This is a genomic window from Nonomuraea sp. NPDC049141, from assembly GCF_040648415.1.
Classification (GTDB): domain Bacteria; phylum Actinomycetota; class Actinomycetes; order Streptosporangiales; family Streptosporangiaceae; genus Nonomuraea.
Map to the genome: position 1 here is coordinate 213,871 of NZ_JBEZDR010000015.1, position 24,537 is coordinate 238,407.

General features: G+C 69.1%; 23 protein-coding genes. 15 read left to right on the forward strand and 8 right to left on the reverse strand.

Features of this window, described 5'->3' with window-relative positions:
• Window positions 1-46 precede the first annotated feature (46 nt).
• The 3 genes from AB0B91_RS39500 to AB0B91_RS39510 form a co-directional block, all read right to left on the reverse strand.
• Window positions 47-1,024: an ABC transporter substrate-binding protein gene (locus AB0B91_RS39500; RefSeq protein ID WP_358331218.1), complete on the reverse strand. Its 978-nt coding sequence runs from the start codon at window positions 1,022-1,024 to the stop codon at window positions 47-49.
• A gap of 74 nt (window positions 1,025-1,098) precedes the next feature.
• Window positions 1,099-2,082 carry a LacI family DNA-binding transcriptional regulator gene (locus tag AB0B91_RS39505; protein WP_358331465.1) on the reverse strand — a complete coding sequence of 328 codons (984 nt, stop codon included), beginning with the start codon at window positions 2,080-2,082 and terminating at the stop codon, window positions 1,099-1,101.
• A 327-nt stretch (window positions 2,083-2,409) separates the two neighbouring features.
• On the reverse strand, window positions 2,410-3,417 hold the full coding sequence (locus tag AB0B91_RS39510) for a LacI family DNA-binding transcriptional regulator (RefSeq protein ID WP_358331221.1): 1,008 nt from the start codon (window positions 3,415-3,417) through the stop codon (window positions 2,410-2,412).
• Window positions 3,418-3,541: 124 nt separating this feature from the next.
• Between AB0B91_RS39510 and AB0B91_RS39515 the strand changes: the two genes are divergently transcribed.
• The 6 genes from AB0B91_RS39515 to AB0B91_RS39540 all read left to right on the forward strand — a co-directional run bounded on the left by AB0B91_RS39515 (window position 3,542) and on the right by AB0B91_RS39540 (window position 12,964).
• Complete coding sequence (locus AB0B91_RS39515) at window positions 3,542-4,807, forward strand: sugar ABC transporter substrate-binding protein (RefSeq protein WP_358331224.1); 1,266 nt, start codon at window positions 3,542-3,544, stop codon at window positions 4,805-4,807.
• Window positions 4,804-5,718 (forward strand): sugar ABC transporter permease, encoded by a 915-nt coding sequence (locus tag AB0B91_RS39520; RefSeq protein ID WP_358331227.1) that lies wholly within the window; start codon window positions 4,804-4,806, stop codon window positions 5,716-5,718. Before AB0B91_RS39515 ends, AB0B91_RS39520 begins: the two co-directional genes overlap by 4 nt.
• Window positions 5,715-6,479 (forward strand): carbohydrate ABC transporter permease, encoded by a 765-nt coding sequence (locus AB0B91_RS39525; protein WP_358331230.1) that lies wholly within the window; start codon window positions 5,715-5,717, stop codon window positions 6,477-6,479. Before AB0B91_RS39520 ends, AB0B91_RS39525 begins: the two co-directional genes overlap by 4 nt.
• Complete coding sequence (locus tag AB0B91_RS39530) at window positions 6,472-8,682, forward strand: beta-L-arabinofuranosidase domain-containing protein (RefSeq protein ID WP_358331233.1); 2,211 nt, start codon at window positions 6,472-6,474, stop codon at window positions 8,680-8,682. The genes AB0B91_RS39525 and AB0B91_RS39530 overlap by 8 nt, the downstream gene beginning before the upstream one ends.
• Before the next feature lie 20 nt (window positions 8,683-8,702).
• Window positions 8,703-12,710: an Ig-like domain-containing protein gene (locus AB0B91_RS39535; protein WP_358331236.1), complete on the forward strand. Its 4,008-nt coding sequence runs from the start codon at window positions 8,703-8,705 to the stop codon at window positions 12,708-12,710.
• A gap of 65 nt (window positions 12,711-12,775) precedes the next feature.
• Window positions 12,776-12,964, forward strand: a complete 189-nt coding sequence (locus AB0B91_RS39540) for a DUF4236 domain-containing protein (RefSeq protein ID WP_358331239.1) — start codon at window positions 12,776-12,778, stop codon at window positions 12,962-12,964.
• A 51-nt stretch (window positions 12,965-13,015) separates the two neighbouring features.
• Here AB0B91_RS39540 and AB0B91_RS39545 read toward each other — a convergent pair whose 3' ends face one another.
• The gene (locus AB0B91_RS39545) at window positions 13,016-13,261 is read right to left on the reverse strand and encodes a hypothetical protein (RefSeq protein ID WP_358331242.1); all 246 of its coding nucleotides are present in this window, start codon (window positions 13,259-13,261) and stop codon (window positions 13,016-13,018) included.
• 149 nt (window positions 13,262-13,410) lie between these two features.
• Here AB0B91_RS39545 and AB0B91_RS39550 point away from each other — a divergent pair, with 149 nt between their 5' ends.
• The 3 genes from AB0B91_RS39550 to AB0B91_RS39560 all read left to right on the forward strand — a co-directional run bounded on the left by AB0B91_RS39550 (window position 13,411) and on the right by AB0B91_RS39560 (window position 15,879).
• The gene (locus tag AB0B91_RS39550) at window positions 13,411-14,793 is read left to right on the forward strand and encodes an amidase (RefSeq protein WP_358331245.1); all 1,383 of its coding nucleotides are present in this window, start codon (window positions 13,411-13,413) and stop codon (window positions 14,791-14,793) included.
• 173 nt (window positions 14,794-14,966) lie between these two features.
• Window positions 14,967-15,347, forward strand: coding sequence for a ChbG/HpnK family deacetylase (locus AB0B91_RS39555; RefSeq protein ID WP_358331468.1), 381 nt, complete (start codon window positions 14,967-14,969; stop codon window positions 15,345-15,347).
• A 13-nt stretch (window positions 15,348-15,360) separates the two neighbouring features.
• Window positions 15,361-15,879 (forward strand): hypothetical protein, encoded by a 519-nt coding sequence (locus tag AB0B91_RS39560; protein WP_358331248.1) that lies wholly within the window; start codon window positions 15,361-15,363, stop codon window positions 15,877-15,879.
• Between the two features lie 6 nt (window positions 15,880-15,885).
• On the opposite strand, the gene AB0B91_RS39565 is transcribed toward AB0B91_RS39560, so the two are convergent.
• Complete coding sequence (locus tag AB0B91_RS39565) at window positions 15,886-16,602, reverse strand: phytanoyl-CoA dioxygenase (protein WP_358331251.1); 717 nt, start codon at window positions 16,600-16,602, stop codon at window positions 15,886-15,888.
• 90 nt (window positions 16,603-16,692) lie between these two features.
• Between AB0B91_RS39565 and AB0B91_RS39570 the strand changes: the two genes are divergently transcribed.
• Complete coding sequence (locus tag AB0B91_RS39570) at window positions 16,693-17,202, forward strand: type II toxin-antitoxin system prevent-host-death family antitoxin (protein WP_358331254.1); 510 nt, start codon at window positions 16,693-16,695, stop codon at window positions 17,200-17,202.
• A gap of 2 nt (window positions 17,203-17,204) precedes the next feature.
• Here the strand turns inward: AB0B91_RS39570 and AB0B91_RS39575 are convergent, their stop codons facing one another.
• Window positions 17,205-18,062: an intradiol ring-cleavage dioxygenase gene (locus tag AB0B91_RS39575; RefSeq protein ID WP_358331257.1), complete on the reverse strand. Its 858-nt coding sequence runs from the start codon at window positions 18,060-18,062 to the stop codon at window positions 17,205-17,207.
• A 185-nt stretch (window positions 18,063-18,247) separates the two neighbouring features.
• Between AB0B91_RS39575 and AB0B91_RS39580 the strand changes: the two genes are divergently transcribed.
• From AB0B91_RS39580 to AB0B91_RS39595, 4 genes are all read left to right on the forward strand, one after another.
• The gene (locus AB0B91_RS39580) at window positions 18,248-19,060 is read left to right on the forward strand and encodes an SAM-dependent methyltransferase (protein ID WP_358331260.1); all 813 of its coding nucleotides are present in this window, start codon (window positions 18,248-18,250) and stop codon (window positions 19,058-19,060) included.
• 47 nt (window positions 19,061-19,107) lie between these two features.
• On the forward strand, window positions 19,108-19,851 hold the full coding sequence (locus tag AB0B91_RS39585) for a hypothetical protein (RefSeq protein WP_358331263.1): 744 nt from the start codon (window positions 19,108-19,110) through the stop codon (window positions 19,849-19,851).
• 345 nt (window positions 19,852-20,196) lie between these two features.
• Window positions 20,197-20,868: an aquaporin gene (locus tag AB0B91_RS39590; protein ID WP_358331266.1), complete on the forward strand. Its 672-nt coding sequence runs from the start codon at window positions 20,197-20,199 to the stop codon at window positions 20,866-20,868.
• Window positions 20,869-20,961: 93 nt separating this feature from the next.
• Window positions 20,962-21,495, forward strand: a complete 534-nt coding sequence (locus tag AB0B91_RS39595) for a GtrA family protein (RefSeq protein WP_358331471.1) — start codon at window positions 20,962-20,964, stop codon at window positions 21,493-21,495.
• Here the strand turns inward: AB0B91_RS39595 and AB0B91_RS39600 are convergent.
• Window positions 21,473-23,368 carry a protein-arginine deiminase family protein gene (locus AB0B91_RS39600; protein ID WP_358331269.1) on the reverse strand — a complete coding sequence of 632 codons (1,896 nt, stop codon included), beginning with the start codon at window positions 23,366-23,368 and terminating at the stop codon, window positions 21,473-21,475. The genes AB0B91_RS39595 and AB0B91_RS39600 overlap by 23 nt on opposite strands.
• Window positions 23,369-23,447: 79 nt before the next feature.
• Here AB0B91_RS39600 and AB0B91_RS39605 point away from each other — a divergent pair, with 79 nt between their 5' ends.
• On the forward strand, window positions 23,448-24,065 hold the full coding sequence (locus tag AB0B91_RS39605; protein WP_358331272.1) for a TetR family transcriptional regulator C-terminal domain-containing protein: 618 nt from the start codon (window positions 23,448-23,450) through the stop codon (window positions 24,063-24,065).
• 99 nt (window positions 24,066-24,164) lie between these two features.
• On the opposite strand, the gene AB0B91_RS39610 is transcribed toward AB0B91_RS39605, so the two are convergent.
• On the reverse strand, window positions 24,165-24,527 hold the full coding sequence (locus AB0B91_RS39610) for a DUF1304 domain-containing protein (RefSeq protein ID WP_358331275.1): 363 nt from the start codon (window positions 24,525-24,527) through the stop codon (window positions 24,165-24,167).
• Window positions 24,528-24,537 lie beyond the last annotated feature (10 nt).

Here is a 24,537-nt window from a genome sequence, read left to right on the forward strand (position 1 = left end):
CTCCTCTTGAGAGTGGGCCGGCCCCGCGGGCCGGCCCCGTCAACGATCAGTACTGGCGGTTGGGCAGCGCGGCCTTGGCCTGCTCCTGGTTGAACACCGTCTCCTCCGTGATCACCCGGGTCGGTACGGTCTCGTTCTTGACGACCTTCTTGGCCAGGTCCATCAGCTGCGGGCCGAGGAGCGGGGAGCACTCGACGATGTAGTTGATCTTTCCGTCGGCGAGCGCCTGCATGCCGTCCTTGACGGCGTCGACCGTGATGATCTTGATGTCCTTGCCGGGCACCTTGCCCGCGCCCTCGATGGCCTCGATCGCACCCAGCCCCATGTCGTCATTGTGCGCGTAAAGGACGTCGATGTCCGGAGTGGACTTCAGGAAGGCCTCCATGACCTCCTTGCCCTTGGCCCTGGTGAAGTCGCCGGTCTGCGAAGCGACAATCTTGAACTTGGGATCGGCCCCGATGACCTCCTGGAAGCCCGACTTGCGGTCGTTGGCGGGGGCCGAGCCGGTGGTGCCCTGCAGCTCGACGATGTTCACCGGGTCCTTGCTGTCCTTGTACTCATCCACCAGCCACTTGCCGGCCTTCTTGCCCTCCTCCACGAAGTCCGAGCCGAGGAAGGTCTTGTAGAGCGTGGTGTCCTTGGAGTCCACGGCCCGGTCGGTGAGGATCACCGGGATCTTGGCGTTCTTGGCCTCTTTGAGCACCGTGTCCCAGCCTGACTCCACCACCGGCGAGAAGGCGATGACGTCCACCTTCTGCTGGATGTAGGAGCGGATCGCCTTGATCTGGTTCTCCTGCTTCTGCTGGGCGTCCGAGAACTTCAGGGTGATGCCCGCGGATTTGGCCGAGTCCTGCACGGACTTGGTGTTCGCGGTGCGCCACCCACTCTCCGCGCCGACCTGGGAGAAGCCCATGGTGATCGCGCCACCGCCGGACGCGGCACCGCCGCCGCCACTGCTACCGCATCCGCCCACCGCCATCGCGGTGAGCCCGGCGAGCATCAATGCCGAGATCCTCTTCAACACGTGGGGTCCCTTCTGGTGTGAGCGCTAACATCGAACCGCGTCGTGTCAGCGCCGCCCTGTCTCTCGTGTACGGGCTACCGCCGGGCCGTACTGGCCCGGCAAATGAGCGAGGGCGGGACCACGAGACGTTCGCGCTCGTGGGAGCCTTCGCCCTCGATCTGCCGAAGGAGCACCTCGATGCTGTGCCTGCCCACCGCGCCGAAGTCCTGCCTGATGGTGGTGAGCGGCGGCGAGAAGAACTCCGACTCGGGGATGTCGTCGAAACCGACGACACTCACCTGATCGGGCACTCTCACCCCCTGCTCGGTGAACGCCCGCAGCACGCCCAACGCCATCTGATCGTTGGCGACGAACACCGCTGTGACGTCCTTCATGCTCGCCAGGCTGCGCCCCGCCTCGTATCCCGAGCGTGGGCTCCAGTCTCCGGCGAGCGGCTCCGGGGCCGGACGGCCCGCCTGCTCCAGCGCGGCCCGCCACCCGGCCACGCGTCCCTCGGCCTCCAGCCAGTCGGAGGGGCCGCGGATCTGCCAGACCGTCTCGTGTCCCAGGGAGAGCAGGTGCTCGGTGGCCAGCCTGCCCCCCTCGACCTGGTCGACGCAGACGACCGAGGCCTCGCCGGCCTCGCCACCCTCGACGGCGACCGTGGGCACCCCGAACGGGAGCTCGGCCAGCGCCTGGGCGGCCGACCGCTGCGGCGCGACCACGACGATGCCGTCGACGCCCTGATCCGTCAGGTAGTCGAGGGCGTCGTTGACGCCGAGCTTGTCGATGGACTTGAGACTCACGATGCTGACGAAGTAGCCGGCCGCCCGGGCCGCCTGCTCGATGCCGTAGACCGTGCTGGCCGGGCCGTACAGCGTGGTGTCGAAGCTGACGACGCCGAGCGTCCTGGAGTGCTTGGTGACCAGAGCGCGAGCGACGAGATTGCGGCGGTAGCCGAGCTTGTCGATCGCCTCCTGCACCCGCGCGCGGGTCTCGCTGCGCACGTTGGGATGCTCGTTGAGCACGCGTGAGACCGTCTGGTGCGACACCCCGGCCTCTTTGGCCACGTCGGCCATGACCGGCGGTCTACGCCCCTGGGTCGATCCCACTGCGTGCTCCCTTCCTGGCTTGGCATGACTGTGAACGTTAACAACAGGTTCCGTCAAGAGGTCGCTCGATTACGGTCGCGTCACACGAGGTCTCTTGACGTCGCGGCGCGTTCCTCTTAACTTGGCGACCATCCTGGTGGTGAACATTCACCTAAAATGTTAACGCTAACAGAGCTGAGGTGCCTCCGGCCATGTCACGAACGGTGTTATCCCCGCTGTTCAGGGGCCCGCCGGCGACGACCTTGTGAAAGGCCCGTGCCCGGGCGGGGACCTGCCCTTCCCGCCCGGGCACGTTCACGACGACGACGCCGTGGAGTCGCGGATCACCAACTGGCAGGGCATGCGGTGGACGCCCGGCGTCGCCCGCCCGTCGATGGCCGCGAACAGGTGCTGGGCTGCCGTCCTGCCGAGGAGCTCCAGGTTCATGTCCACGGTCGTCAGGGCCGGGCGCGTCTCGGTGGACAGCACCTCCCAGTTGTCGTAGCCGATCACCGCGATGTCGTCGGGCACCCGCCGCCCCCGCTCGCGGGCGCCCTCGACGAAGCCGGCCGCGATCTGGTCGCTGCCGCAGAACACCGCGTCGATCTCCGGCTGTGACATCAGCAGCATCTCCGCCGCGTGCCGCCCCCACCGCTGCGACCACGCTCCCCAGAGCGTCTCCCCCGCCTGCGTGAGACCCGCCTCACCCAGCGCCAGCTCAACCCCTTCGACACGGTCGCGCGCCGCCTTGTAGTGGGCGGGCCCGGTGACGTGCGCGATCCTGCGCCGGCCCAGCGCCACCAGATGCTGTACGGCCATCGCCGCCCCGCCCACGTCGTCCGGCACGAACGACACGTCCTCGGGATCGTCGGAAGGCCCGTAGGCGTACACCACGGGAACCGGCAGGTCCCTGCTGACCGAGGACCGCGGGTTGGTGCTCTCGCCCACCACGATCAACCCGTCGACGCGGCGCGACAGCAGCGCGCGCAGGTGGTGCTGCTCCCGGATGGCGTCGCCGCGGGCGTCGCAGAGCAGCACCGCCATCTCCCCGGCGCCGAACGCGTCCTCCGCCCCGAGCAGCACCGGTATGCCGAACCGGCCCGCGCTGTCGGAGGTGAGCAGTCCGACCGTGCGCGTCTGCCCGGACAGCAGCCCCCTGGCCAGCGCGTTCGGCTGGAAGGAGAGCTCCTCCGCCGCGGCGAGCACGCGCTGCCGGGTCGAGGCCCGCACGTCCTGCCGTCCATTGAGCGCCTTGGAGGCCGTGGCGATCGACACCCCCGCCAGGGAGGCCACGTCGTTGATGGTCGCGCGCCTACCCGCCATATTTTCGAAACCCTTTTCAGTAACCGATATCTGGGTCAAACCCTAACACCCATTGACAGGCCCGGATGTTTCTTCTACGTTTCCGAAAACCTTTCAGTTCACGGGGGTCCCGAAGGAGACAACCATGAGACTACGGCTGGCTGGGATCGCCTTCCTCGGATTGTTAGCGCTCACAGCCGCCGCCTGCGGCAGCGGTGGGAGCGATAAGCAGCCACAGGCGGCAGGCCCGGTCACGATCACCATGTGGACCCGCGCGGCGACGCAGGCCCAGAGCGAGCGGCTGGTGAAGGCCTACAACAGCAATCACAAGAACCAAGTGAAGCTGACCGTCATCCCGACGGACAACTACCAGCCGCGCATCGCGGCCGCGGCGGGGGCGAAACAACTGCCGGACGTGTTCGCGGCCGACGTGATCTTCGTCCCGAACTACACCTCGCAGGGCCTGTTCATGGACATCACCGACAAGGTCGGCGCCCTGCCGTACAAGGACAGTCTCGCGCCCTCCCACATGAAGCTCGGCACGCTGGACGGCAAGTTCTACACCCTCCCGCACACGCTGGACCTGTCGGTCTGGTTCTGGAACAAGGACCTGTACGCCAAGGCCGGGCTCGACCCGGAGAAGGGGCCCAAGACGCTGAAGGAGTTCGCCCAGCAGGCCACCACGATCCAGCAGAAGCTGGGCAAGGACGGCAAGGTGCACGGCACGTTCTTCGGCGGTAACTGCGGCGGCTGCTACGTCTTCACCTTCTGGCCCTCGGTCTGGGCGGCCGGCGCCCAGGTCATGAACCCCGAGGGCACCACCTCGCTCAACGACCAGCCCGCGATGACCGAGGTGTTCAAGACCTACCGTGACCTGTACGAGAAGAAGGTCACCGGCCCGACGGCCAAGGAGGAGCAGGGCCCGACCTGGACCGGCTTCTTCCCCAAGGGCGAGATCGGCGTCATGCCCATGCCGTCGACCACGCTCGGCACGATGCCCGCGGACATGAAGATCGGCGTCACGCCCATCGCCGGTCCCGACGGCGGCGAGTCGACCTTCGTGGGCGGCGACTCGATCGGCATCTCCTCGACCTCCAAGAACGCCGACGCGGCCTGGGAGTTCCTGTCGTGGACCGTGTCCGATGAGGCGCAGGTCGAGGTCATGGCGAAGAACAAGGACGTGCTCGCGCGTACCGACCTGTCCAGCAACAAGTACTCGGCCGAGGACCCGCGGGTGGTTCTGATCAACTCGCTGGTCGCCAAGGGGCAGACACCGTTCGCGCTGCGCTTCGGCCAGACGTTCAACGACCCGCAGGGCCCCTGGCTGCGGTTGGCCCGTGAGGCGGTGTTCGGCGACGCATCGAAGGTCCCCCAACTGAACGCCGAGATCACAAAGTCCCTCCAGCAATGACGTTGACCCTCGGCAAGCCCAAGCGGCGGGCGGCACACACGGTGCCGTCCGCCCGGTGGCGGGGAAGGCAGGTCCAGGGCTGGCTGTACGCCGCGCCGACCGCCGTCATCGTGGGCGTCCTGTTCATCGCGCCGCTGGTGCTGGTCGTCTGGATGTCGCTGAACCGGTGGCCGCTGCTGGGCCAGGCCGTGCTCAACGCCCCGGACAACTACACCAAGATCCCGAAGAACCCGCTGTTCTTCGACGCGGTGCTCTTCACGCTGAAGTACACCGCCATCACCACCGTCCTGCTGTCGGCGGTCGCGCTCGGCCTGGCCCTGCTGGTGCAGGAGCGCAGGCCGGGGGTCGCCTTCTTCCGCACCGCGTTCTTCCTGCCGGGAGCCGTCGGTTTCGCCGCCGCCGCGCTGCTGTTCTACGGCATGCTGAACAACGACTTCGGCCCGATCGACCCGCTGCTCCAGACGCTGGGGATCACTCACGAGCCGGTGAAGTGGATCGGCACGCCCAACATGGCGTTGTTCTCCACGATCGCGCTCGTGCTGTGGCGCTTCGCCGGGTTCAACATGCTCATCCTGCTGACCGGCCTGCAGCCGATCCCCGTCGAGGTGTACGAGGCGGCCAAGAGCGACGGTGCCAACCGCTGGCAGATCTTCACCAAGATCACGCTGCCGCTGCTGCGCCCGACGCTGGCGCTGATGCTGATCCTCAGCATCACGGGCTCCTTGCTGGCCTTCGACCAGTTCTTCATCTTCACCAACGGCGGCCCGGACAACAGCACGGTCTCGATGGTCATGGTCGTCTACCGCGACGCGTTCTTCCGCTTCGACCTCGGCGGGGCGGCGGCGCTGTCCGTCGTGCTGCTGGTCGCCCTGGTCGGGTTCAACACCTTGCTGATGCGGAGGCTCAAGTGAGGTACTACCCCACTGTCACGGCGCTGGCCATTCTGTTCCTGTTCCCGCTGCTGTGGAGCGGCTGGGCCTCGCTGGAGGAGCCGTCCAACTACCTGAAGATGGCCCAGTTCGGCGAGGGCGTCGGCACCTACGCCACCAACAGTGTGCTGGTGTCGTCGATGACCGTCGCCGGGACGCTGATCGTCTCCGCGCTCGGCGGCTACGCGTTCGCCCGGTTCGACTTCCCCGGCAAGAACCTGCTGTTCCTGGCCACGCTGGCGATCCTCATGGTGCCCTACGCGACGATCCTCATCCCGCTCTACGTGCTGCTCGGCTACCTCGGCCTGCAGAACTCGCTGCTGGGGCTGTCACTGGTGTTCGTGATGTTCCAGTTGCCGTTCGCGCTGTTCATGATGCGCAACGCGTTCGAGGCGATCCCGCGCGAGCTGGAGGAGGCGGCGCTGGTCGACGGCTGCGGCACCTTCCGGGCCTTCTCCCGGATCCTGCTGCACGCCGTACGGCCGGCCCTCGTCACGGTCGGCCTGTTCGCCTTCCTCGCCTCGTGGAACGACTTCTTCGCGCCGCTCATCCTGCTCAACGACGGCTCCTCGTTCACCCTGCCGGTGGCCGTGGTCAGCATGACCCAGGGCACGTTCGGCGCCATCGACTACGGCATGCTCCAGGCCGGCGTCATGGTCATGGCCCTGCCATGCCTCATCCTGTTCGTCATTCTGCAGCGCCACTACGTGCGCGGATTCATGTCGGGAGCTCTGCGTGGCTAATCCTGTCCTGCCTTCATCGGGCGTTCTGTCCCCCCTCGGCCTGGACGCGGTACGCCCGGCGCCCGGCTTCTGGGGCGACCGCATCGCCCTCAACCGGGACGTCACCATCGCCCACTGCCAGGAATGGGAGGAACGCGAAGGCTGGATCGGCAACTTCCGCGGCCGTCTCCCCCGCAAAGGCAGGGAGTTCAGCGACTCGGAGACCTACAAGCTGCTGGAGGCGATGGCGTGGGCCGACCACCCGGCGCTGCCCGAGCTGGCCGAGACCGTGGCCAGGGCCCAGGAGGGTGACGGCTACCTCAACACCCGCTGGACCGGCAACCGCTACACCGACTTCGAGTGGGGCCACGAGCTGTACTGCTATGGCCACCTCATCCAGGCCGGGGTCGCCAGGCTCCGCATGCACGGCGAGGACCGGCTGACCGAGGTGGTCCGACGGGCGGCGGACCACATCTGCCGCCGCTTCATGGACACCTCGGAGACCTGCGGCCACCCCGTGGTGGAGATGGCGCTGGTCGAGCTGTACCGGGCCACCGGCACCGACCGCTACCTGGAGATGGCCCGCCGCTTCGTCGAACGCCGTGGCCTGCCCGCGCTGGGCGAGATCCCGTTCGGCCGCGCCTACTTCCAGGACGACGTCCCGGTCCGGCGGGCGCGGTCGTTGCGCGGGCACGCCGTACGGGCGCTCTACCTGGCCAGCGGCGTCGTGGACGTGGCCGTGGAGACCGGAGACGTGGAGCTGCTGAAGGCCGTCGAGGCGCAGTGGGAGCGCGCGGTCGCCAGGCGCACCCACCTGACGGGCGGCATGGGCTCGCGGCACTCCGACGAGTCCTTCGGCGAGGACTACGAGCTGCCGCCGGACCGCGCCTACTCCGAGACCTGCGCGGGCATCGCGTCGATCATGCTGTCGCACCGGCTGCTGCTGGCCACCGGCGACGCCCGGTACGCCGACCTGGCCGAGCGGACGCTGTACAACGTGCTGGCCACCGGGGTGGCGCTGGACGGACGGTCGTTCTTCTACGCCAACCCGCTGCGCGTACGGGTGCCGGCCGAGCCGCTGAACGGTGTCAACCACGCCGCCGAGGGCGGGCTGCGGTCGCCGTGGTTCGACGTGTCGTGCTGCCCGCACAACATCGCCCGCACGCTCGCCTCGCTGGCGGCCTACGTGGCGACCTCCGATGCGGGCGGGTTGCAGATTCACCACTTCACGCCCGGCGAGATCACCCACGGTTCGCTCGGGGTGCGGGTGGAGACCGGGTATCCGTGGTCGGGCGGGGTGTGCGTGCGGGTGCTGTCGGGCGGCAGCGGGCGGATCTCGCTGCGCGTCCCCGCCTGGGCGAAGGGCGCGACGCTCTCGTACGGGCCGGCCGCGCCGGGCGGTGCGAACGGACCGGGCGGGGGGCCGGTCGCGGGGCCCGGCTCGCGTCTGGGCGTCGGGCTGGGCGCGGCCACGTCCGGCATTTCGCATATGTCGGGTGCTCGCGAGGTCGAGCCCGGGTACGCCGTCGTCGAGGGTGACTGGCGGCCCGGTGACGAGATCCGCCTCGAACTGCCCATGGCTCCCCGGTGGACCTTCCCCGACCGGCGCGTGGACGCGCTGCGCGGGAGCGTCGCGGTGGAGCGCGGGCCGCTCGTCTACTGCGCGGAGTCCGTCGCCGACGAGCCCCCGCTCGCCGACGTGGCCGCCCGCGTCTCGTCCCCGCCCACCGACCACCTGACCGACCATCCCACCGACCACCTGACCGACCATCCCACCGACCACCTCACCGGCCATCTGGCCGACTCTCCGGCTGGGGCGCCCGCAGCCATCCCCGCGCCGGAGGCGGCCGGTGCCGAGGCGGGCGCGCCCGTTCCCGTCGCGGGCGCGCCCGTCGACCCTGCGGATCCCGTCGCAGACACACGCAGCGGGCCCGTGACGCCCGGGGATCCCGTCACAGACGCGCCCGGCGGGTCCGCGACGCCCGCGGATCCTGTCACGGGCACGCCCGGCGGGTCGGTCGGGTCCGCTGGGCCCGAGGGTGACCCCGTCGTCGAGGTTGAGGTCGCCGTTGTGCTCGGCGCGCCGGATGCCAATGGCTGGCCGTACGGGCCGGTGCCCGACTCGGTGGCGGGCGTGGACACCGTGCTGCGGCTGGTGCCGTACCACCGGTGGGGCAACCGCGGCCCCGCCACCATGCGCGTCTGGCTGCCCGTCGCCGAGTAACACCCCCTATGGAGGACTCTGTGCGCAGAACCCTGCCGGGCCTGGTCGCGTTAGCCGTCGCGGGCAGCCTGCTCGGCGCCGCTTCCCCGGCCACGGCGGTCCAGGACGATCTCGGCATGCCGGTCTTCACCGGTGAAGATCCCGTCCCGGCCGAGCCCGTCCGCTACGAGCCGCGCAAGATGATGGCGGAGATCTACAAGAAGGAGAAGGGCGGCGACTCGTACTGGATCGACCGCATGCTGGCCCGCCCCGGCGACGACCCGGCGGGGACGTGGCTGATGTCGCGTGGCCGGGCGCTGTTCATGAAGGAGCACGACCCCTCGGTCATCGGCTTCGGCGGCAGCGTGGCGTACTGGGAGAGCATCGACAACCGCGGCGCCTACGCCGTGTCGCTCGGCACGGACCTCAAGGAGGACGTGAGCAAGCGGTTGCAGATGCCCAGCCACTGGACCGGCCAGTACGCGGGCGGCGGGCTGGCCGTGACCGTCAAGAAGTTCATCACGCAGGAGAACGTGGCGGTCACCACGCTGGCGGTCACCAACACGGGCACCGCGAAGGTGGACGTACCGGTCACGGTGACGTCGCCGTACACGAAGACCGCGGACGGCGACCGCGAGCTGACCGGCGTGGTGGCGGCCAAGAACCGGCTGACCACGATCTTCCCCCGGCTCAGCGGCGACGGCCTGAAGGTCGCGGACGGCGCGCTGAAGGGGACGCTCGCCGTCGAACCGGGCAAGACCGTGCGGACCAAGGTGCAGATGGGGTTCGTCACCGAGGAACTGGCCGGGTCGCGGCCGGAGTACGACGGCTACAAGGGGCGCTCGCCGGAGAAGGCGCTGCGACGCCAGCTCCAGGACTACAACGCCTGGTGGGCGGAGAACCTGCCGTACATCGACGTGCCGGACGAGAACATCAAGAAGTTCGTCTACTACCGCTGGTGGTTGATGAGGTTCAACTTCCTCGACGCCGACATCCCGGGCAACGACTTCCAGTTCCCGACGTCGGTGGAGGGGGCGCTCGGCTACAACAACGCGATCGTGCTGACTGTGCCGATGTTCTTGCAGGACCTGAAGTACCTGCGGGATCCGATCTACTCGTACGGCCCCTGGGTCTCGGCCGGAGAAGTATCACGTAACTCGAAATATACGGATAACCCGGGCGACCCGGAGAACTGGTCGAACAGCTACACCCAGTACATCTCGGCTTCGGCGCTGGAGAGCTACCAGCTCCACGGCGGGCAGCCCGCGATCCTGCGCAACCTCGCCCGCTACGCGGAGAAGGACGTCTACGGGCAGCTCAACGCCTACGACTCCAACAAGAACGGGGTCATCGAGTACGACTGGGAGGCGATGACCGGCAACGACGCCGACGCGGTGTCGTTCCACTACTACAACCGGGCGAACGAGCGGCTGGAAGGCGCCTACGTCTACGCCAACGCGATGGCGGCGGCGCAGGCGTACACGCTGATCGGCGACGCGGCGAAGGCCACCGAGCTGCGCGGCGTGGCCGACAAGGTGAAGAACGGCATCCTCACCCTGCTCTGGGACGACCAGAACAAGCTGTTCAAACACCGCGACCTGCAGACCGGCAACCTGATCCCGTGGAAGGAATCCAACAACTACATCCCCTACGCGACCGGCCTGGTCCCGACGGACGACCCGAAATATCGGGAAGCGCTCCGCCTATGGGCCGACCCTGCGGAATATCCAATTTTCCCGGCCTATACGGCTAACCAGAAGGACAAAGCGGAGGCCGCCGCGCAGGGCCATCCGGGGTCGAACAACTTCTCGCAGATCAACTCGACCCGGAACTTCTCGCTGTTCTCCAAGGCGCTGCGCGAATACACCTCGCCGTACATCACCGCCGAGCAGTACAAGCGGTTGCTGTACTGGAACGCCTGGTCGCAGTTCGTCGGCGGCGACACCCGCTACCCGGACGCCAACGAGTTCTGGTCGAACTGGAACCCGAGCACCAAGTCCATCGACTACCGCTCGTGGATCCATCACACGATCCTCGGCAGCAGCAACTGGACGGTCATCGAGGACGTCATGGGGCTGCGCCCGCGTTCCGACGGCAAGGTGGAGCTGTGGCCGGTCGACATCGGCTGGGACCACTTCACCGTCAACGGCATCAACTACCGCGGCAGCGACCTGAGCATCGTCTGGGACAAGCCCGGCGACGGCGCCACGCACTACGCGGGCGTGCCCGAGGGCTACTCGATCCTCATTGATGGCAAGCGCAAGGTCACGCTGTCCGGACTCGCGCACGCCGTATGGGACCCGGCGACCGGCAAGGTCGAGGGCGGCACAGTGCTGTACTCCGAGGCGGCCCGGTCGATGAAGGCGCCGGCCGAGGTGAAGCTGTCGGGCGACCGGGTCGAGGACCTGTTCCAGAAGGCCGGGGTCGATCTGGGCTCCACGCGCCCGAACCTGGTCAAGTCCGCCACCGCCTCGCACGGTGACCCGGCGGGCGCGGTCGACGGGTTCACGATCAACGAGCCGTACTGGGGCAGCAAGGGCTCCGGCCAGGCGCGGGACTGGCTGGAGGTGGATTTGGGCTCGGCCCGGCCCGTCGACCTGCTGCGGCTGTACTTCTTCAACGACCGCAAGGCCGGCGGCTACAGCGAGCCCGCCCTGTACTCGGTGCAGTACCTCGACGGCTCCACCTGGAAGGACGTGCCCGGGCAGGCCAAGGAGCCGGTCTATCCGCGGGCCAACCTCAACGACGTCCGCTTCCGGTCCGTCGTCGCCCAGAAGCTGCGCGTGCTGGTCACTCACCGGCCCGGCTACTCGACGGGCTTGAAGGAGGTGCAGGCGTACTCGACCGGCTCGGCGCCGCCGTCCGCGGGCAACCGGGCTCCGTACGTGCTGGCCGTACCGGATGCCACCTTCAACCGCCCCGGGCAGGCCAAGCTGGACGCGGTCGTCAAGGACGACGGGCTGCCGTCGGGAACGCTCAGCATGCGGTGGAGCGTCGTCGACGGGCCCGGGGAGGCGATCTTCACCGATCAGGCGAGCCCGGCCACGGTCGCGGCGTTCAGTGAAGCGGGCACGTACCACCTGCGGCTGACCGCCACCGACGGCGCGAAGTCGTCGTCCGGCACCGTCGCGGTCACGGTGGGCGAGATCGGCGCGCAGGTGAACGTGGCGCCGTACGCGACGCCGACCGCCTCCTACACCTCCCCCTGGGAGAAGGTGACGGCGATCAACGACGGCATCGACCCGCCGCGCTCCAACGACGGCGCCAACCCGCGCTGGGGCACCTGGCCGGAGCAGGGCACGCAGTGGGTGCAGCTCGACTGGCCGTCGCCGGTACGGGTGAACAAGGCGGAGGTGTACTTCTTCGACGACGACGGCGGCGTCCGCGTCCCGGCGTCGTGGAAGATCCAGGCGTGGGACGGCGACTCGTTCGAGGACGTGACCGGCGCCGCTTCCTACCCGGCCGCGGTCGACGCCTACAACACGGTCTCGTTCGACACGGTGAAGACGACCAAGCTACGCGTCGAGCTGGTGTCCGGGCAGGCGTCCGTCGGGGTGCTGGAGTGGAAGGCGTACGCGGTACCGCCGGACTCGGTGCGGCCCGTGCACGTCCCCACGGTGGCGGGCACGCTGCCGCGGCTTCCCGCCACGGTCGAGACGCTGTACGCGGACGGCGGCGGAGGCCAGGCGGCGGTGACGTGGCAGCAGGTGATCGCCGACCAGGTCAAGACCGGTGGCACCAGCTTCAAGGTCGCCGGGCTCGCCGAGGGCCTGCGCTCGCCCGTCGAGGCGACGGTGTACGTCAGGACGAGTCCGGCGGTGACCATCACCTCGATCGCCGAGGAGGCGGTACGGACCCGGGCGGGCACCGCGCCGTCGCTGCCCGCGACCGTCGTGGCCACCTACAACGACGGCTCCAAGGACAGCTCGGTCGCGGTCACGTGGGCGGCGATCGACCCCGGCTCGTACGGCTCCCCCGGCACGTTCTCGGTGACCGGGCAGGTGGCGGGGACCACGGTCCTCGCGAAGGCGACGGTGACAGTGGAGTGATCCGGTAAATATTTCGCTATTTTTCGGGTAGCTGGAGGCCCTCGCGATCTCATGGAGGGAACTCGATGGGCTGGAGCTACCGAAAGTCAATCAAGCTGGGGCCGTTCCGGCTGAACCTGTCACGCGGTGGCGTCGGGCACAGCTGGGGCAACCGGTTGTTCCGGGTCACCCGCACGGCGGACGGCCGCCGTACGGTGTCCGTCAACCTGCCCGGCGGTTTTCACTGGCGCAAGACGACAAGCCGGCGTGACTAGCCGGATATTCGAAGGGCCGGAGGCGATCGCCTCCGGCCCTTTCGCTTGCGCTCACTCCGAGATCGCATTGACCAGCCGGGTCCAGAACTGCGTGAGCTCCGGGCCGGTGTAACGGCGGAAATGGATGCGCTCGTGTCCCCGATAGACGGCCACCTCCGTTATCGGCGCATCCTCCTCGTCGAAGCTGGTGTAGAGGCTCGTCCAGTCGTCGGGACCGGCTTGCCAGTCCGCGAAGGCCAGGTGGGCCGCATGGTCTTGGAGCGCTTCAACCCAGCGTTCCTCCCCCGAGGAGTGCATGAATTTCACCTTGCCAGGAGAGGCCCCATGACCAGGCAAAACACCCTATTTCTCGACCTAGGCGGCTGAAGCGTCCCGAAAACACAAGACTGCCTCTTTCTCGTGAATCCCTCTAGATTCCTCGGCACCGCTACCCCGAGGAGAACGTTGTGGCTGAACTATGGGCACTGCCCGCCGGAGAGCTGGCACGGCTGGTCGGCGCACGGGAGGTGTCGAGCCGTGAGGTGGTCCAGGCGCACCTGACCCGGATCACCGAAGTGAACCCGCACGTCAACGCCATCACGGTGGTGCTGGACGAGCAGGCGCTCGAAGCCGCGGACGCGGCCGACCGCGCGCTGCGGGACGGCGCGGCGCCGGGTCCGCTCTGCGGCGTCCCCATGACGGTCAAGGAGAACGTCGACGTGGCCGGCTCGGCGACGACACTCGGCATCGTCGCCCTCCGTGACGCCGTCGCACCGCGCGACGCCCCGCACGTCGCCCAGCTGCGCGCGGCGGGCGCGATCCCGATCGGCCGGACGAACCTGCCGGAGTTCGGCATGCGCTGGCACACCGACAACGCCCTGCGCGGCGCGACCCGCAACCCCTGGTCGGCCGGCCACACGCCGGGCGGCTCCAGCGGCGGTGACGCGGCCGCGGTGGCGACCGGCCTGACCCCGCTCGGCATCGGCAACGACGGTGCGGGCTCGCTGCGCTGGCCCGCCCAGTGCTGCGGCGTCGCCGCACTGAAGCCGTCGCTGGGCCGGGTCGCCCACAGCGGACAGGCGTCGCCGTTCGGGTTCCAGCTGCTGGCCGTGCACGGTCCGATCGCGCGGCGCGTGGCCGACCTGCGCCTGGCCTTCGACCACATGTGCGGCCACGCGCCCGGCGACCCCTGGTACGCCCCGGCGCCCCTGCGGGGCCCCGCCCCGGCGGCCCCGCTGGGCGTGGCCGCGGTCACCGGACTCGACGCCGACCCCCAGGTCACCGCCGCCGTACGGCAGGCGGCCAAGCTCCTCGCCGACGCCGGCTACCAGGTGACGGAGAGCCTGCCACCGGCCCTGGACCGAGCCTCCGAGATCTACACCCAGATCATGTCCTCGTACGGCCGCGTCCACGAGGAGCAGCCGCCCGTCGAGACGATCGCCTCCGAGGGGTTCGTCCGGTTCTGGACCGCGTTCGAGGAGCCCTGGACGCGAGCGGCCGGCCGGGCCGCCTTCGACCCGATGATGGAACGCGCCGCCATCGCGCGGGCGTGGGACGACTGGACGGCCTCGGCCCCGCTGGTGCTCGCGCCGATCTGCACGCTCCCGGCTTTCCCGGTCAACGCCGATCTCGATCCCGAGTGGGTGGCCGGGTGGCCGGCGGCTCTGCGCATGAGCGTGGTGGCCAACCTGCTGGGGCTGCCGTCGGTCGCCGTGCCCACCGGTCATGCGGGCGGGCTGCCGCAGGCCGTACAGATCATCGGGCCGCGCTTCCGCGAGGACCTGTGCCTGGACGCGGCCGCCGCCATCGAGGCCGGAACCCCGAGCCTGACGCCGATCGACCCCCGATAATCGTTGGACGCGTGCTCCATGCTGGACTCATGGAACACACGCCATGGAGTCGCTCCGCCGGCACGCGGAGATCCCCTTCGGGATCCACCTCACGCTGTTCTGCGACACGGTGGACGACAGGTGGGGGCCGCTGACCGCGCCTGGCCGACGGCGGCCGGGCCGACATCTTCGACCTGACCGTGGCCCTGGCCGACGAGTACGGCCTGGCGGTGCGGGCCTGGCTCGACCCCGCTCGCCAGAAGCTGCGGCGGCGGGGCCTGCCGGTCGTTGAGCACGACTTCCTGGACAGCTTCGGCCTCGACCTCGACGACAAGCCGGCCCAGTACGCCAAGCTGCTGCGCGAACTGCCCGCCGGGCTGAGCGAGTGGGCGATCCATCCTGGTCTGGGCGACGAGAAGGCGCGGGCCATCGACCCCGGCTGGCGCGTACGGCGTACCGACTACGAGTTCCTGACCTCACCAGAGGCCCGCGAGCTCATCCGGCAGGAGGGGATCACCGTGATCGACTACCGGCCGATCCAAAAGGCCTGGTCGCAGACCGACCGATCGAGCTAGCATCGTGCGATCTATGCGGCGCATCCTCGTAGCCGGCATCAGCGGGGCCGGCAAGTCCACCATGGCACGGGCCCTGAGCACCCGACTCGCGGTGCCGTACCACGAGATGGACGCCCTGCACTTCACCGGACCCGGCTGGGCCGTGAACGACGAGTTCGTCACGCAGGTGAGGCGGATCGCCTCGTCACCGGCCTGGATCTTCGACTCCTACGGCTATCCCGAGGTCCGTGACCTGCTCTGGGAGCAGGCCGACACCGTGGTCTGGCTGGACTATCCCCGGCGGGTCATCATGCCCCGGATCCTCAGGCGATCGCTCCGCAGAACCCTCCTGCGTGAGCGGATCTTCGGCGGTAATCGCGAGACCCTGACCGACTGGTTCCGCCGCGATCACCCCGCCTGGTGGGCGTGGTCACAGCACGGGGTTCGGCGGGCGGACATCCAGCAGCGCGTCCACGATCCGCGCTTCGCCCCTTTGCAGGTGATTCGCTTCAGCACTCCGGAGGAAGCCGCCGGCTGGTTGCGGAGTCAGTGACAGGTCTCAGCGGAGGGCGCCGGCCAAAGGCGTGTCCGCGGCCGGGTCCAACGGCGGCGCCAGCATGAACGGCATCTGCGCCATGAACCTGGGCCGTTCACCGAGGTGCTCCTGCGCGGCGTGCACGGTCAGCGGGTGCACCAGATAGGCGTCTCCCGGCGAGCCGGTCGCCAGGGCCACCGGCCGGTCCCGGCTGGCCGCGTCCACCAGCGCGCCCGCGCTGACATGGTCGTGCACCTGCTCGCCCAGCGCCCCGAGGCTGTCACGCTGCGATCCCACTCTGACCCGGGTCGGCGCGTCCAGCTCACCGACCTCCGAGAACAGCATCAGCACCAGGAGGTTGTGCGCACGGACGGACACCCCCCAGGTGCCGTCGGGCCGCGGCAGGTTGAGGTCGAGGTGCCAGCCGCGGTCGTCGGCCGGCGGCAGGTGCGGGAACCGGATCGGGATGTTGCCCGCCGAGCCACGCGGCTGCCAGCCGCCCTTCCCGCACACCGCGTCCAACCCGGCCGCCAGCACGGGCGACCTGACCAGCTCACCGAACGGCCCCCGCCCGGTCATGTCCGCGGCCCACACCACCGGCTCGCGCCAGCCCTCGGGATCGTCGGGCGACAGGCCGATCTGCTGCCACAGCAGCTCCTGCGCCGCCTCTCCCTGCTCGCGCGTGCCGATCGTCAGCTTCACGAAGCCGTCCCGTACGAACGACTCCACCAGTTCATCCATGGCGATCACGCTATTTCGGGCCGCAACTGGTTTTCGGGTATTTTGTAAGGCGGCTTGCACTATTTCGGTAAGGTGCCTTACGTTCGGTGGATGCCCGACATTCCGTACACCGAGCTCGTCGCCCGGCTCGGCCCCCCGCTCGGCGTCGAGGAGGCTCGCGCCCAATGGGGCCGGCTGGTGCGCGCCGCCCAGGACGGCGAGACCACGCCGATCACCCGCGAACGCTGGGAGTGGGCGGCCCTGATCCCGCTCTCCGAGGTGTCCGGCCCGCTGACCGGCCTGCCCGCCCTCCCGCTGTCAACGGTCCGCCGCAAGCTCGGCGACCTCGTACGGCAAGCCGCCCAGCCGTACGAGAGCGGCCCCGTACTGCTCACCCGCCACCGCACCCCCGTGGCCGCCCTGGTCGGCGCCCGCCACCTGGTGGACAGATCTCGTCCAACGCCGGAGGACCTGCTCCGGGACGGCCACACCATCCTGCTGACCCACCTGCCGGAATCGGCCTACTCCGCCGTCGCCCGCGACCCCGACGGCAACCCGATCGCCAGGGGCGAGGGCGACAGCGTCAACGAGGCACTGCGCCGCCTGCGCCCACCAGCCTGAGATCACTTGCCGTCCTTGTCGGAGTCGGCCGAGAAGACGATCACCCCCAGGTAGCCGTCGTCCTCCTCGGTGACCTTCAGGAGCATGCTGTCCTTGTAGATGTTGTCACCGTCGTTGAAGGTGTCCCGCCCGGTGTGCGCCGAGTACGGCAACTTCGTGAAGACCTTGGTGTTGAGCGCCTCGTCGAACATCACCTGGGTCGTGAGCACGCGCGCGTTGCTGAAGTGCACCATCGCGTGGATGTGCACGGTACGCCCCCGGTACCACCCCGGCCAGATGGTGGTGAACTCCACGATCCCATCGCTGTTGGTGACCTGGGCCCCGCGCAGGTAACGCTTGTCGTCCGTCGGGGTCAGGTCGTTCGCACTGGTCTCACCTGTCGGGGCGCCCGTGGGCGGGGCGCCGGTCGGTGGATTACCGCTGGGCCGGCCGCCGCCCCCTCCGGTCGACAGTGACTCCGCCCCGGAGTAGAGCCCGGCCGCGTCGCAGTGCCAGATCTCCACCACGGCGTTCCCCAGCGGCTTGCAGCTCTCGCTGTCCTGGACCTTGAACATCAGGCGCAGCCGCGTACCCTTCCGATCCTCGCGGATGTCGCTGCGGACCTTGTCCGCGTCGAAGTAGTAGGGGCCCTGCGTGGTGGTGGCTGTCAACGTGCACGTGTTGGCTTCGGCGAACAGGGCGGTGACGTCCTTGGCCGTGGTCGTCATCGTGGCCGTCGGAGACACGGTCGCCCCTGTGGAGGTGGTCACCGCCGGCGCGTCCTGGCCGCAGGCGGCGAGCAGGCTACCGAGCCCGAGCGAACTGACACCGGCGATCAACCGCCGCCGACTGACCCGCTGACCCTCGTGATCGTGTCCCACGTGACTGCCTTCCAGAAGGGTGTTCTTGCTGACGAGGCAAACGTACGATCCATGCCTTGGCACCCCATTTGCGGCAAATGAACTTTTCATGAGCCACAGCCCGTACAAAATAGGACAAGGCTCCATGGATGGTCATGGGGTTGCTACTGTCCTCATAACCGTGTGGGGGAACGAGGAGACGACGAATGAGTGACGCACCCCGACGGCCAGGTGTGTCGGCCGGTGTTCCCAGCGTTGCCCGGATGAACGACTACTTCCTGGGCGGCAAGGACAACTTCGCCGCCGACCGCGAGGCCGCGGCGAAGGTGCTGGCGTTGATCCCGGACGCCAAGGAGATGGGCGAGTACGTCCAGGAATTCCGGGAACGGGTCGTGCGCTACCTCGTCGAACAAGGCATCAGGCAGCTCATCCACGTCGGCTCCGGACTGCCCACCAAGCAGAACGTCCACGAAGTGGCCCAGTCCCTGGAGCCCGACGCCCGCGTCGTCTATGTCGCCGACGATGCGGTCGCGCTCAACCACGCGCGGGCGCTGCTCGCCACCAACGCGCGAACCGGAGTGGTCGAAGGCGACATCCTCCACCCCGACGCCATGCTGGACGATCCCGCCCTGGGACAGCTGATCGACCTCGACCAGCCCGTCGGCGTCCTGATCATTGGCTCGCTCCAGTACATTCCCGATGAGAACGGCCCGTTCGAGAACGTGGCCCGGCTGTGCGAGCGACTGGCGCCCGGCAGCTTCCTCTGTCTCACCCACGCCGTCTTCGACGGCCGCCCCGAGATAGCCGAGCAGATCGCCGACGTCTTCCGTGAGGCACTCAACCGGCCCAAGGGCGGTCCGCGCAACCGCGACCAGGCCCTGCGCTTCTTCGACGGACTGGACCTCGTCGAGCCCGGCTTCGTCTACGTGCGCCAGTGGCGCTCCGACATTCCGGTCTCCAAGCAGGAGGAGAAGAGAGCCTGGGTCCTGGCCGGAGTCGCCCAGAAACCCCAGGCCTGAAGCGATCGTGCCCTGCTCGTGATCCGCTTGCGCCATGATCACGGCTCATGAAGAAGATGATCACCGCCCTGGCGGCCTGCGGCGCTCTGCTGGTACCCGCCACCCCCGCGCAGGCCGCCGCCCCCAAGGATCCCGTCCAAGCCCTGAAGAGCAAGCTGGTCTCCGGGCACGGTGTGCGGTTCACCGAGACCACCACTCTCTCGGGCGACGACAAGGTCAAACTGCAGGACCGCAAAGGTACGTTCCAGTTCAACGCCAGGGGCATCGCGGCCTCCGACATCAAGACCAACGCGCTCAAATCCGAGCCCGAGCGGAGTATCAGCGTCGGCAAGGTCGGCTACACCTCGGGCGGGCTGTTCAACGACCGCCTCCCGGAGGGCAAGACCTGGCTCAAGAGCGGCGGCATGTTCGGCGGCGCCGGCGGCTTCTACGGGCAGGTCATCAACCCCGCAGAGCCGAAGACCTTAGCCACGCTGATCAAGAAGGGCAGGCTGACCAGGAGCACCATCACAGGAAAGATCACCTTCGATGAGCTCGAGAAGGTGTCGCCCTGGTTCGGCGCGTCGATCCCGCTGCGCATGCACAACGAGAAGGTCACCTATACCCTCACACTCACCTCCGCCGGGCTCGTGAGCAGGGTGAAGAGCTCGTACGCGGCGACGGGGGTGTTCGACAAGAGCGAATTCGACGGCAAGACCATCACGATCGACAGCCGCTTCACCGGCTGGGGCACCAAGGTGTCGATCAAGGCACCGGACCCCGAAACGGTGACCAGCAAGATGAACAACTGACCATTCCGTTCGCCCTCTCGCGGGGCGGGTCTCGGGCGGTCCTACGGGGCGATACATCTGCTTCCACACGCGGCAACCCGGGTGCCGCCGGCTGCCGTGCGGGGTTCAGCAGGGCGCCCGGGTCTCGAGCCGATCGGCGCCTACGGGCGGGGTGTGAGTGATGGCCCCACAGCAGATGCGGGGCCATCATGCAAGAGTCCGCATGTCCGGTTTGGCGCGCCGCAACGGACCGTAAGAGACCGTAAGCAAGCCCGCGATTTCCCGCGGTCAAGGATCATGGCACGATCTGGATGCGCTGCCGCAATGCGTGATCAATCTCGGTTCCACAAGCTGAGAGGACAGTCCATGCGCAGCTACATCACGGAGTTCATCGGGACGTTCTTCCTGGTCTTCACGGTCGGCGCCACGGTTTTGACGAAGACACCCCTGGCGCCTGTGGCCATCGGAGCGATCCTGATGGTCATGGTGTATGCCGGAGGGCACATATCCGGCGCCCACTACAACCCCGCCGTGACCTTGGCCGTGCTGCTCCGCGGCCGGATCAGCCGGGCGGACGCCGTGGCGTACTGGATCGCCCAGGTGGCCGGAGGCGTCATCGCCGCGCTCACCGCCTCCTACGTGATCGAACCCGGCAGCGTGTCGGCGCTCTCACCGTCGGGGCGTGGGCTGTGGGTCGCGCTGCTGGCCGAGGCACTGTTCACCTTCGCGCTCGCGTACGTGGTGCTGAACGCGGCCACCAGCAGTGACCATCCGGGCAACAGCTTCTACGGTCTGGCCATCGGATTCACGGTGATGGCCGGGGCATTCGCGGTCGGCGGCATCTCCGGTGGTGCCTTCAACCCAGCGGTCGCCATCGGCGCCGCCTCCATGGGCCTGTTCGCCTGGTCCAAGATCTGGATCTGGCTACTGGCCGACCTGGCGGGCGGCGCGATCGCCGGGGCGGCCTTCCTCGCACTCAACCCGAAGGACCGCGTCCCGCTGGAAGGCTCCCCAATGGCATCCGGCCACCCCGCCTGACCTGCCCGTCTCCGCCGACACTTCTCAGGCGACGTTAATCGTCAGATCACGCTCGCTCAATGGCGGCCGGACATCGTCATAGCCGTGAGCACGATGACGGGGACGGTCCTTCGGGACGAGGCGGCGGGAAGCCAACCGGCCGAGGGGCCGGTTGGCGGGTATGACGAGCAGCGAGTACAGGTTTCCCATCGGGCGTATTCCTTCGTGGCCTGGGTCCGGCAGGCCCTGATGCCCGCCGGGATGGCCCGCCAACTGCCGGCATACCTGGCCATCGGGTTCATCAGCACGCTCGCCTACCTGCTGCTGTTCGCGATCCTGAGCATGGTCGTGTCCTCCATCACCGCCAACGCGACTGCGATGGTCCTCACCACGATCGCCAGCACGGCGGCCAACCGCAGGTTCACCTTCGAGATGACCAGCCGGGCGGGCGCGGTACGCACCCACCTGGAGAGCATGCTCGTCCTCTGCGTCGCCCTCGCGATCACCACCGTGAGCCTGGACCTGCTGCCTTCGGTCACCTCGCCACTCGCCGAGCTCGCCACCGTCATCCTGTCCAACGGCCTGGCCGGCATCGTCCGGTTCGTACTGTTGCGGACCTGGGTGTTCAACCCCCGAAGGGCATCGTGAGCAGTGCCGTCGAACGCGCCGAGTATGCCCACCAGCGGGCGGTCGAGCGGGTGTCGCGCAGGGCGTTGGTGGCGCAGTGCACCTCGCCGCCGAGCAGGTGCGCCCATGAAAGGTCCGCCACCCAGCGTACGTGCACGCCCTGAGCCGCCAGCGCGCTCCGCGCGGCCCGCCGGAACAGATCGTGCCCGCCGACGACCGGGCCGTAGGGGGCGGGCGCGGCGAACTCGCGGGCCGTCAGCGACAGCCCGTTGGGGATACCGGGCGTGTACGCCTTCAGCAGCGACGGTTCGGCCTCGCTCGCACTGAACAACACCGGCACCCGTACGATCTCCGATCGCCCCAGCCCCGTCGCGGCCAGCATGGTGTCGAGCTGCGCGTCGATGTGCCCGGCGGCCCTGTCGTTGGCGGCCATCAGCGCCCGGTCGCCCAGCAGCCCGGCGACCGTGGGAGAGCCGGGGAACAGCCGGGTGCCGCCGGCACCGGCGGCCTCGGCCCGGCGCAGCAGCCGCGCGGCCATGCGGGGATCGGCGATCATGAGGGTCCATCCACGCGCATTACGTGCGCGTACGACGTGCATGGTCTCGTCCACGTGGCCGACCAGCAGCCAGCCGGTGTCGAGCACCACGGGCGGTTGGAGGCCCTGCCCCATGCCGGTCAGCAGGCGGACGAAGGCGGGGTCGGGGCGCCGGGTCCGGCCGGTGCCGTACAACAGCCGTCCCTGCGGGTGACCGGCGTACGGCGGGAGCGACTCGACGTTACCCGTGGAGTTGCGCAGGTCGGTCAGGCGGTCGCGGCGGGTGAGGGTGAGTTGCTGCACGACGGCAACCCCGGGCCCGCGCAGGTCGCGGAAGAGCAGCCGGGCCATGGGCCGGGGCGTGGGCGCGCTCGCCTCGCCCAGGTCCAGCACGTTGCCCGACCTGACCAGCACGCGCATGGTCCGGACGCCGCCGGGCATCGGCATGGTGGCGGTGGTCGGCTCGAAGATGTCCTGCCACCAGGTGTCCTTCCACCACTGGGACGTGCCCGCGACGAATCTGGGCGAGCGCACTCCGGCCGCGTGTGTGGCGCCGCGCAGGTCGCGGGCGAACTCCTGCCACCCTCCGGGCAGGCCATCGGGGAAGGGCAGCGCGGGCGGCGACCCGGGGCCTGTGCCGGGCTTGCCGGCCAGCACCTCGACGGCCGGCTGCAGGTCGTTCTGGAGCAGCAGAGGGGCCTCACGCATGCGGACGCGGGCGACAGAGCGCCGGCCGTGGTCGGTCACCGTGAGCGTGATCGTCACCCGGCCGTCCCACCGGCTCGCGTCGCGTACGACGTCGCGCCCCTCGACGCCGAACTCCAGCCCGGCACGCAGCTCCGCCGCGGTCAGCAGGCCGTCGCCCTCGGGCAGCGCGGGCCGGAAGCCCGAGGGCAGGCGGTCGCCGTCGCGCCGGGCGAAGATCCGCACCTTGTCCGGGGCGTCGACGCTCAGCAGCCCGGTGGCGGCGTCGCCGAGGCCGGGCATGGCAGGCAGCCGCAGCCGCGCCAGGTCGGCCGCGTCGGGCTCGCCGTTCACCCGGGCGTCCGCGGCGTCGTCGCACGCGGCCAGCCGAGCGTCGGCCGCGCCACCGGGAGCGTCCAGGTCGGCATCGGCCACCCGGCAGCGGCGCTCGCTGTCGTCGAGGTTGGGCAGGAAGACCGCCTCCCCGGCCGCATCGCCGCCCGCCGGCCCGGCGTTCACCTCGCCGTCGTGATCGGTGTCGGCCAGCAGCACTGGCGTGGCGGCGGCTGTGGAGCCGGGGGTTGGCTCGGCGGCGTGGACGGGGGCGGCGAGCGGCCAGGCTCCGGTGAGCGTGGCCACTGACGCGCAGACGGCGGTGATCCTTCTCGCGGGCATCGTGGCAGCCTCCTGCTGAACGAGGATTTATCACAGGTGAGATAAATCCAACGTATCACAGGCGTGATATAAACGTGGCATGCCGAAAGTGGTCGATCCCGTCGAACGCCGTCGCGAGGTGGTGGACGCCCTCTTCAGGGTCGTCGTACGCGACGGCCTGCAACGCGCGTCTCTGCGTACGGTCGCCGCCGAGGCCCAGCTCAACATCGGCTCCCTGCGCCACTACTTCGCCACGCAGGAGGAGCTGATGCGCTTCGCGATGACCTCGATGATCGAACGGGTGACCCAGCGGTTGCGGGCAGCGGTCGAGGAGGCGGGCGATCTGGCGGCGCTGTCCACGCGGGAACGGCTGGAGCTGTCCGCGCGACTGCTGGGTGAGCTACTGCCCCTCGACGAGCGGCGTCATGCCGAGGTCACGGTGTTCCTCGACTTCGCCGCCGCCTCCAGAACCGACCCAGCGCTGCGAGACCTGGCCGTGCGGGTCGCGGTGGGCACGCGTGGGTTCGTCGGCCGCGTGCTCGAACGCCTGGAGGCGAGGGGCGACCTGCGCCCGGGGCTGCGGCTCGACGTGGAGACCGAGCGGCTGTCGTCGCTGGTCGACGGCCTCGCCATGAACGCCGTACTGCGGCCCGAGTTGGTGAGCGGACCCGACTGCCTGGAAGTCGTACGCACCCACCTCGGCGCGCTGGCCGCGTAGGGTCACCGCCCACGCGGTCCGGGCCGGGCGACCACGATCGCCGGGGCCGGCCGCACCACAGGCCAAGAAGCCGCCCAGTCGCCTTCCGTGTGGCCGGCTTCAGCGGGCCAGGAGTACCAGCGCCAGCGCGACCAGGGCCGGGACGGTCTGGACAAAGAGGATCTTGCGCGACGCCGTCGCGGCACCGTACAGCCCGGCGACGGTGACGCAGGCAAGGAAGAAGACCCTCACTTGGAAACCGGTCGGATCAGGAGCAAAGGCGCCCCACAGAAGCCCGGCCGCAAGAAAGCCGTTGTACAGGCCCTGGTTGCCGGCGAGCACCCTGGTCGAGGCCGCGAACTCCTCCGTCGTACCAAAGGCGGCCCTCGCCCGGGAACCGGTCCAGAGGAACATCTCCAGGACCAGGATGTAGACATGCAGCAGGGCGATCAGAACTACCGCGACTATGGCGATGATGGACATCCCGCACACA

Coding starts and splice junctions, on each gene's coding strand:
- AB0B91_RS39600 (WP_358331269.1), bottom strand. CDS start 23,368: ATGCCCGCGAGAAGGATCACCGCCGTCTGCGCGTCAGTGGCCACGCTC.
- AB0B91_RS39585 (WP_358331263.1), top strand. CDS start 19,108: ATGAAGAAGATGATCACCGCCCTGGCGGCCTGCGGCGCTCTGCTGGTA.
- AB0B91_RS39595 (WP_358331471.1), top strand. CDS start 20,962: ATGACGGGGACGGTCCTTCGGGACGAGGCGGCGGGAAGCCAACCGGCC.
- AB0B91_RS39520 (WP_358331227.1), top strand. CDS start 4,804: ATGACGTTGACCCTCGGCAAGCCCAAGCGGCGGGCGGCACACACGGTG.
- AB0B91_RS39580 (WP_358331260.1), top strand. CDS start 18,248: ATGAGTGACGCACCCCGACGGCCAGGTGTGTCGGCCGGTGTTCCCAGC.
- AB0B91_RS39560 (WP_358331248.1), top strand. CDS start 15,361: ATGCGGCGCATCCTCGTAGCCGGCATCAGCGGGGCCGGCAAGTCCACC.
- AB0B91_RS39540 (WP_358331239.1), top strand. CDS start 12,776: ATGGGCTGGAGCTACCGAAAGTCAATCAAGCTGGGGCCGTTCCGGCTG.
- AB0B91_RS39605 (WP_358331272.1), top strand. CDS start 23,448: ATGCCGAAAGTGGTCGATCCCGTCGAACGCCGTCGCGAGGTGGTGGAC.
- AB0B91_RS39545 (WP_358331242.1), bottom strand. CDS start 13,261: ATGCACTCCTCGGGGGAGGAACGCTGGGTTGAAGCGCTCCAAGACCAT.
- AB0B91_RS39505 (WP_358331465.1), bottom strand. CDS start 2,082: ATGGCCGACGTGGCCAAAGAGGCCGGGGTGTCGCACCAGACGGTCTCA.
- AB0B91_RS39610 (WP_358331275.1), bottom strand. CDS start 24,527: ATGTCCATCATCGCCATAGTCGCGGTAGTTCTGATCGCCCTGCTGCAT.
- AB0B91_RS39590 (WP_358331266.1), top strand. CDS start 20,197: ATGCGCAGCTACATCACGGAGTTCATCGGGACGTTCTTCCTGGTCTTC.
- AB0B91_RS39510 (WP_358331221.1), bottom strand. CDS start 3,417: ATGGCGGGTAGGCGCGCGACCATCAACGACGTGGCCTCCCTGGCGGGG.
- AB0B91_RS39515 (WP_358331224.1), top strand. CDS start 3,542: ATGAGACTACGGCTGGCTGGGATCGCCTTCCTCGGATTGTTAGCGCTC.
- AB0B91_RS39570 (WP_358331254.1), top strand. CDS start 16,693: ATGCCCGACATTCCGTACACCGAGCTCGTCGCCCGGCTCGGCCCCCCG.
- AB0B91_RS39565 (WP_358331251.1), bottom strand. CDS start 16,602: ATGGATGAACTGGTGGAGTCGTTCGTACGGGACGGCTTCGTGAAGCTG.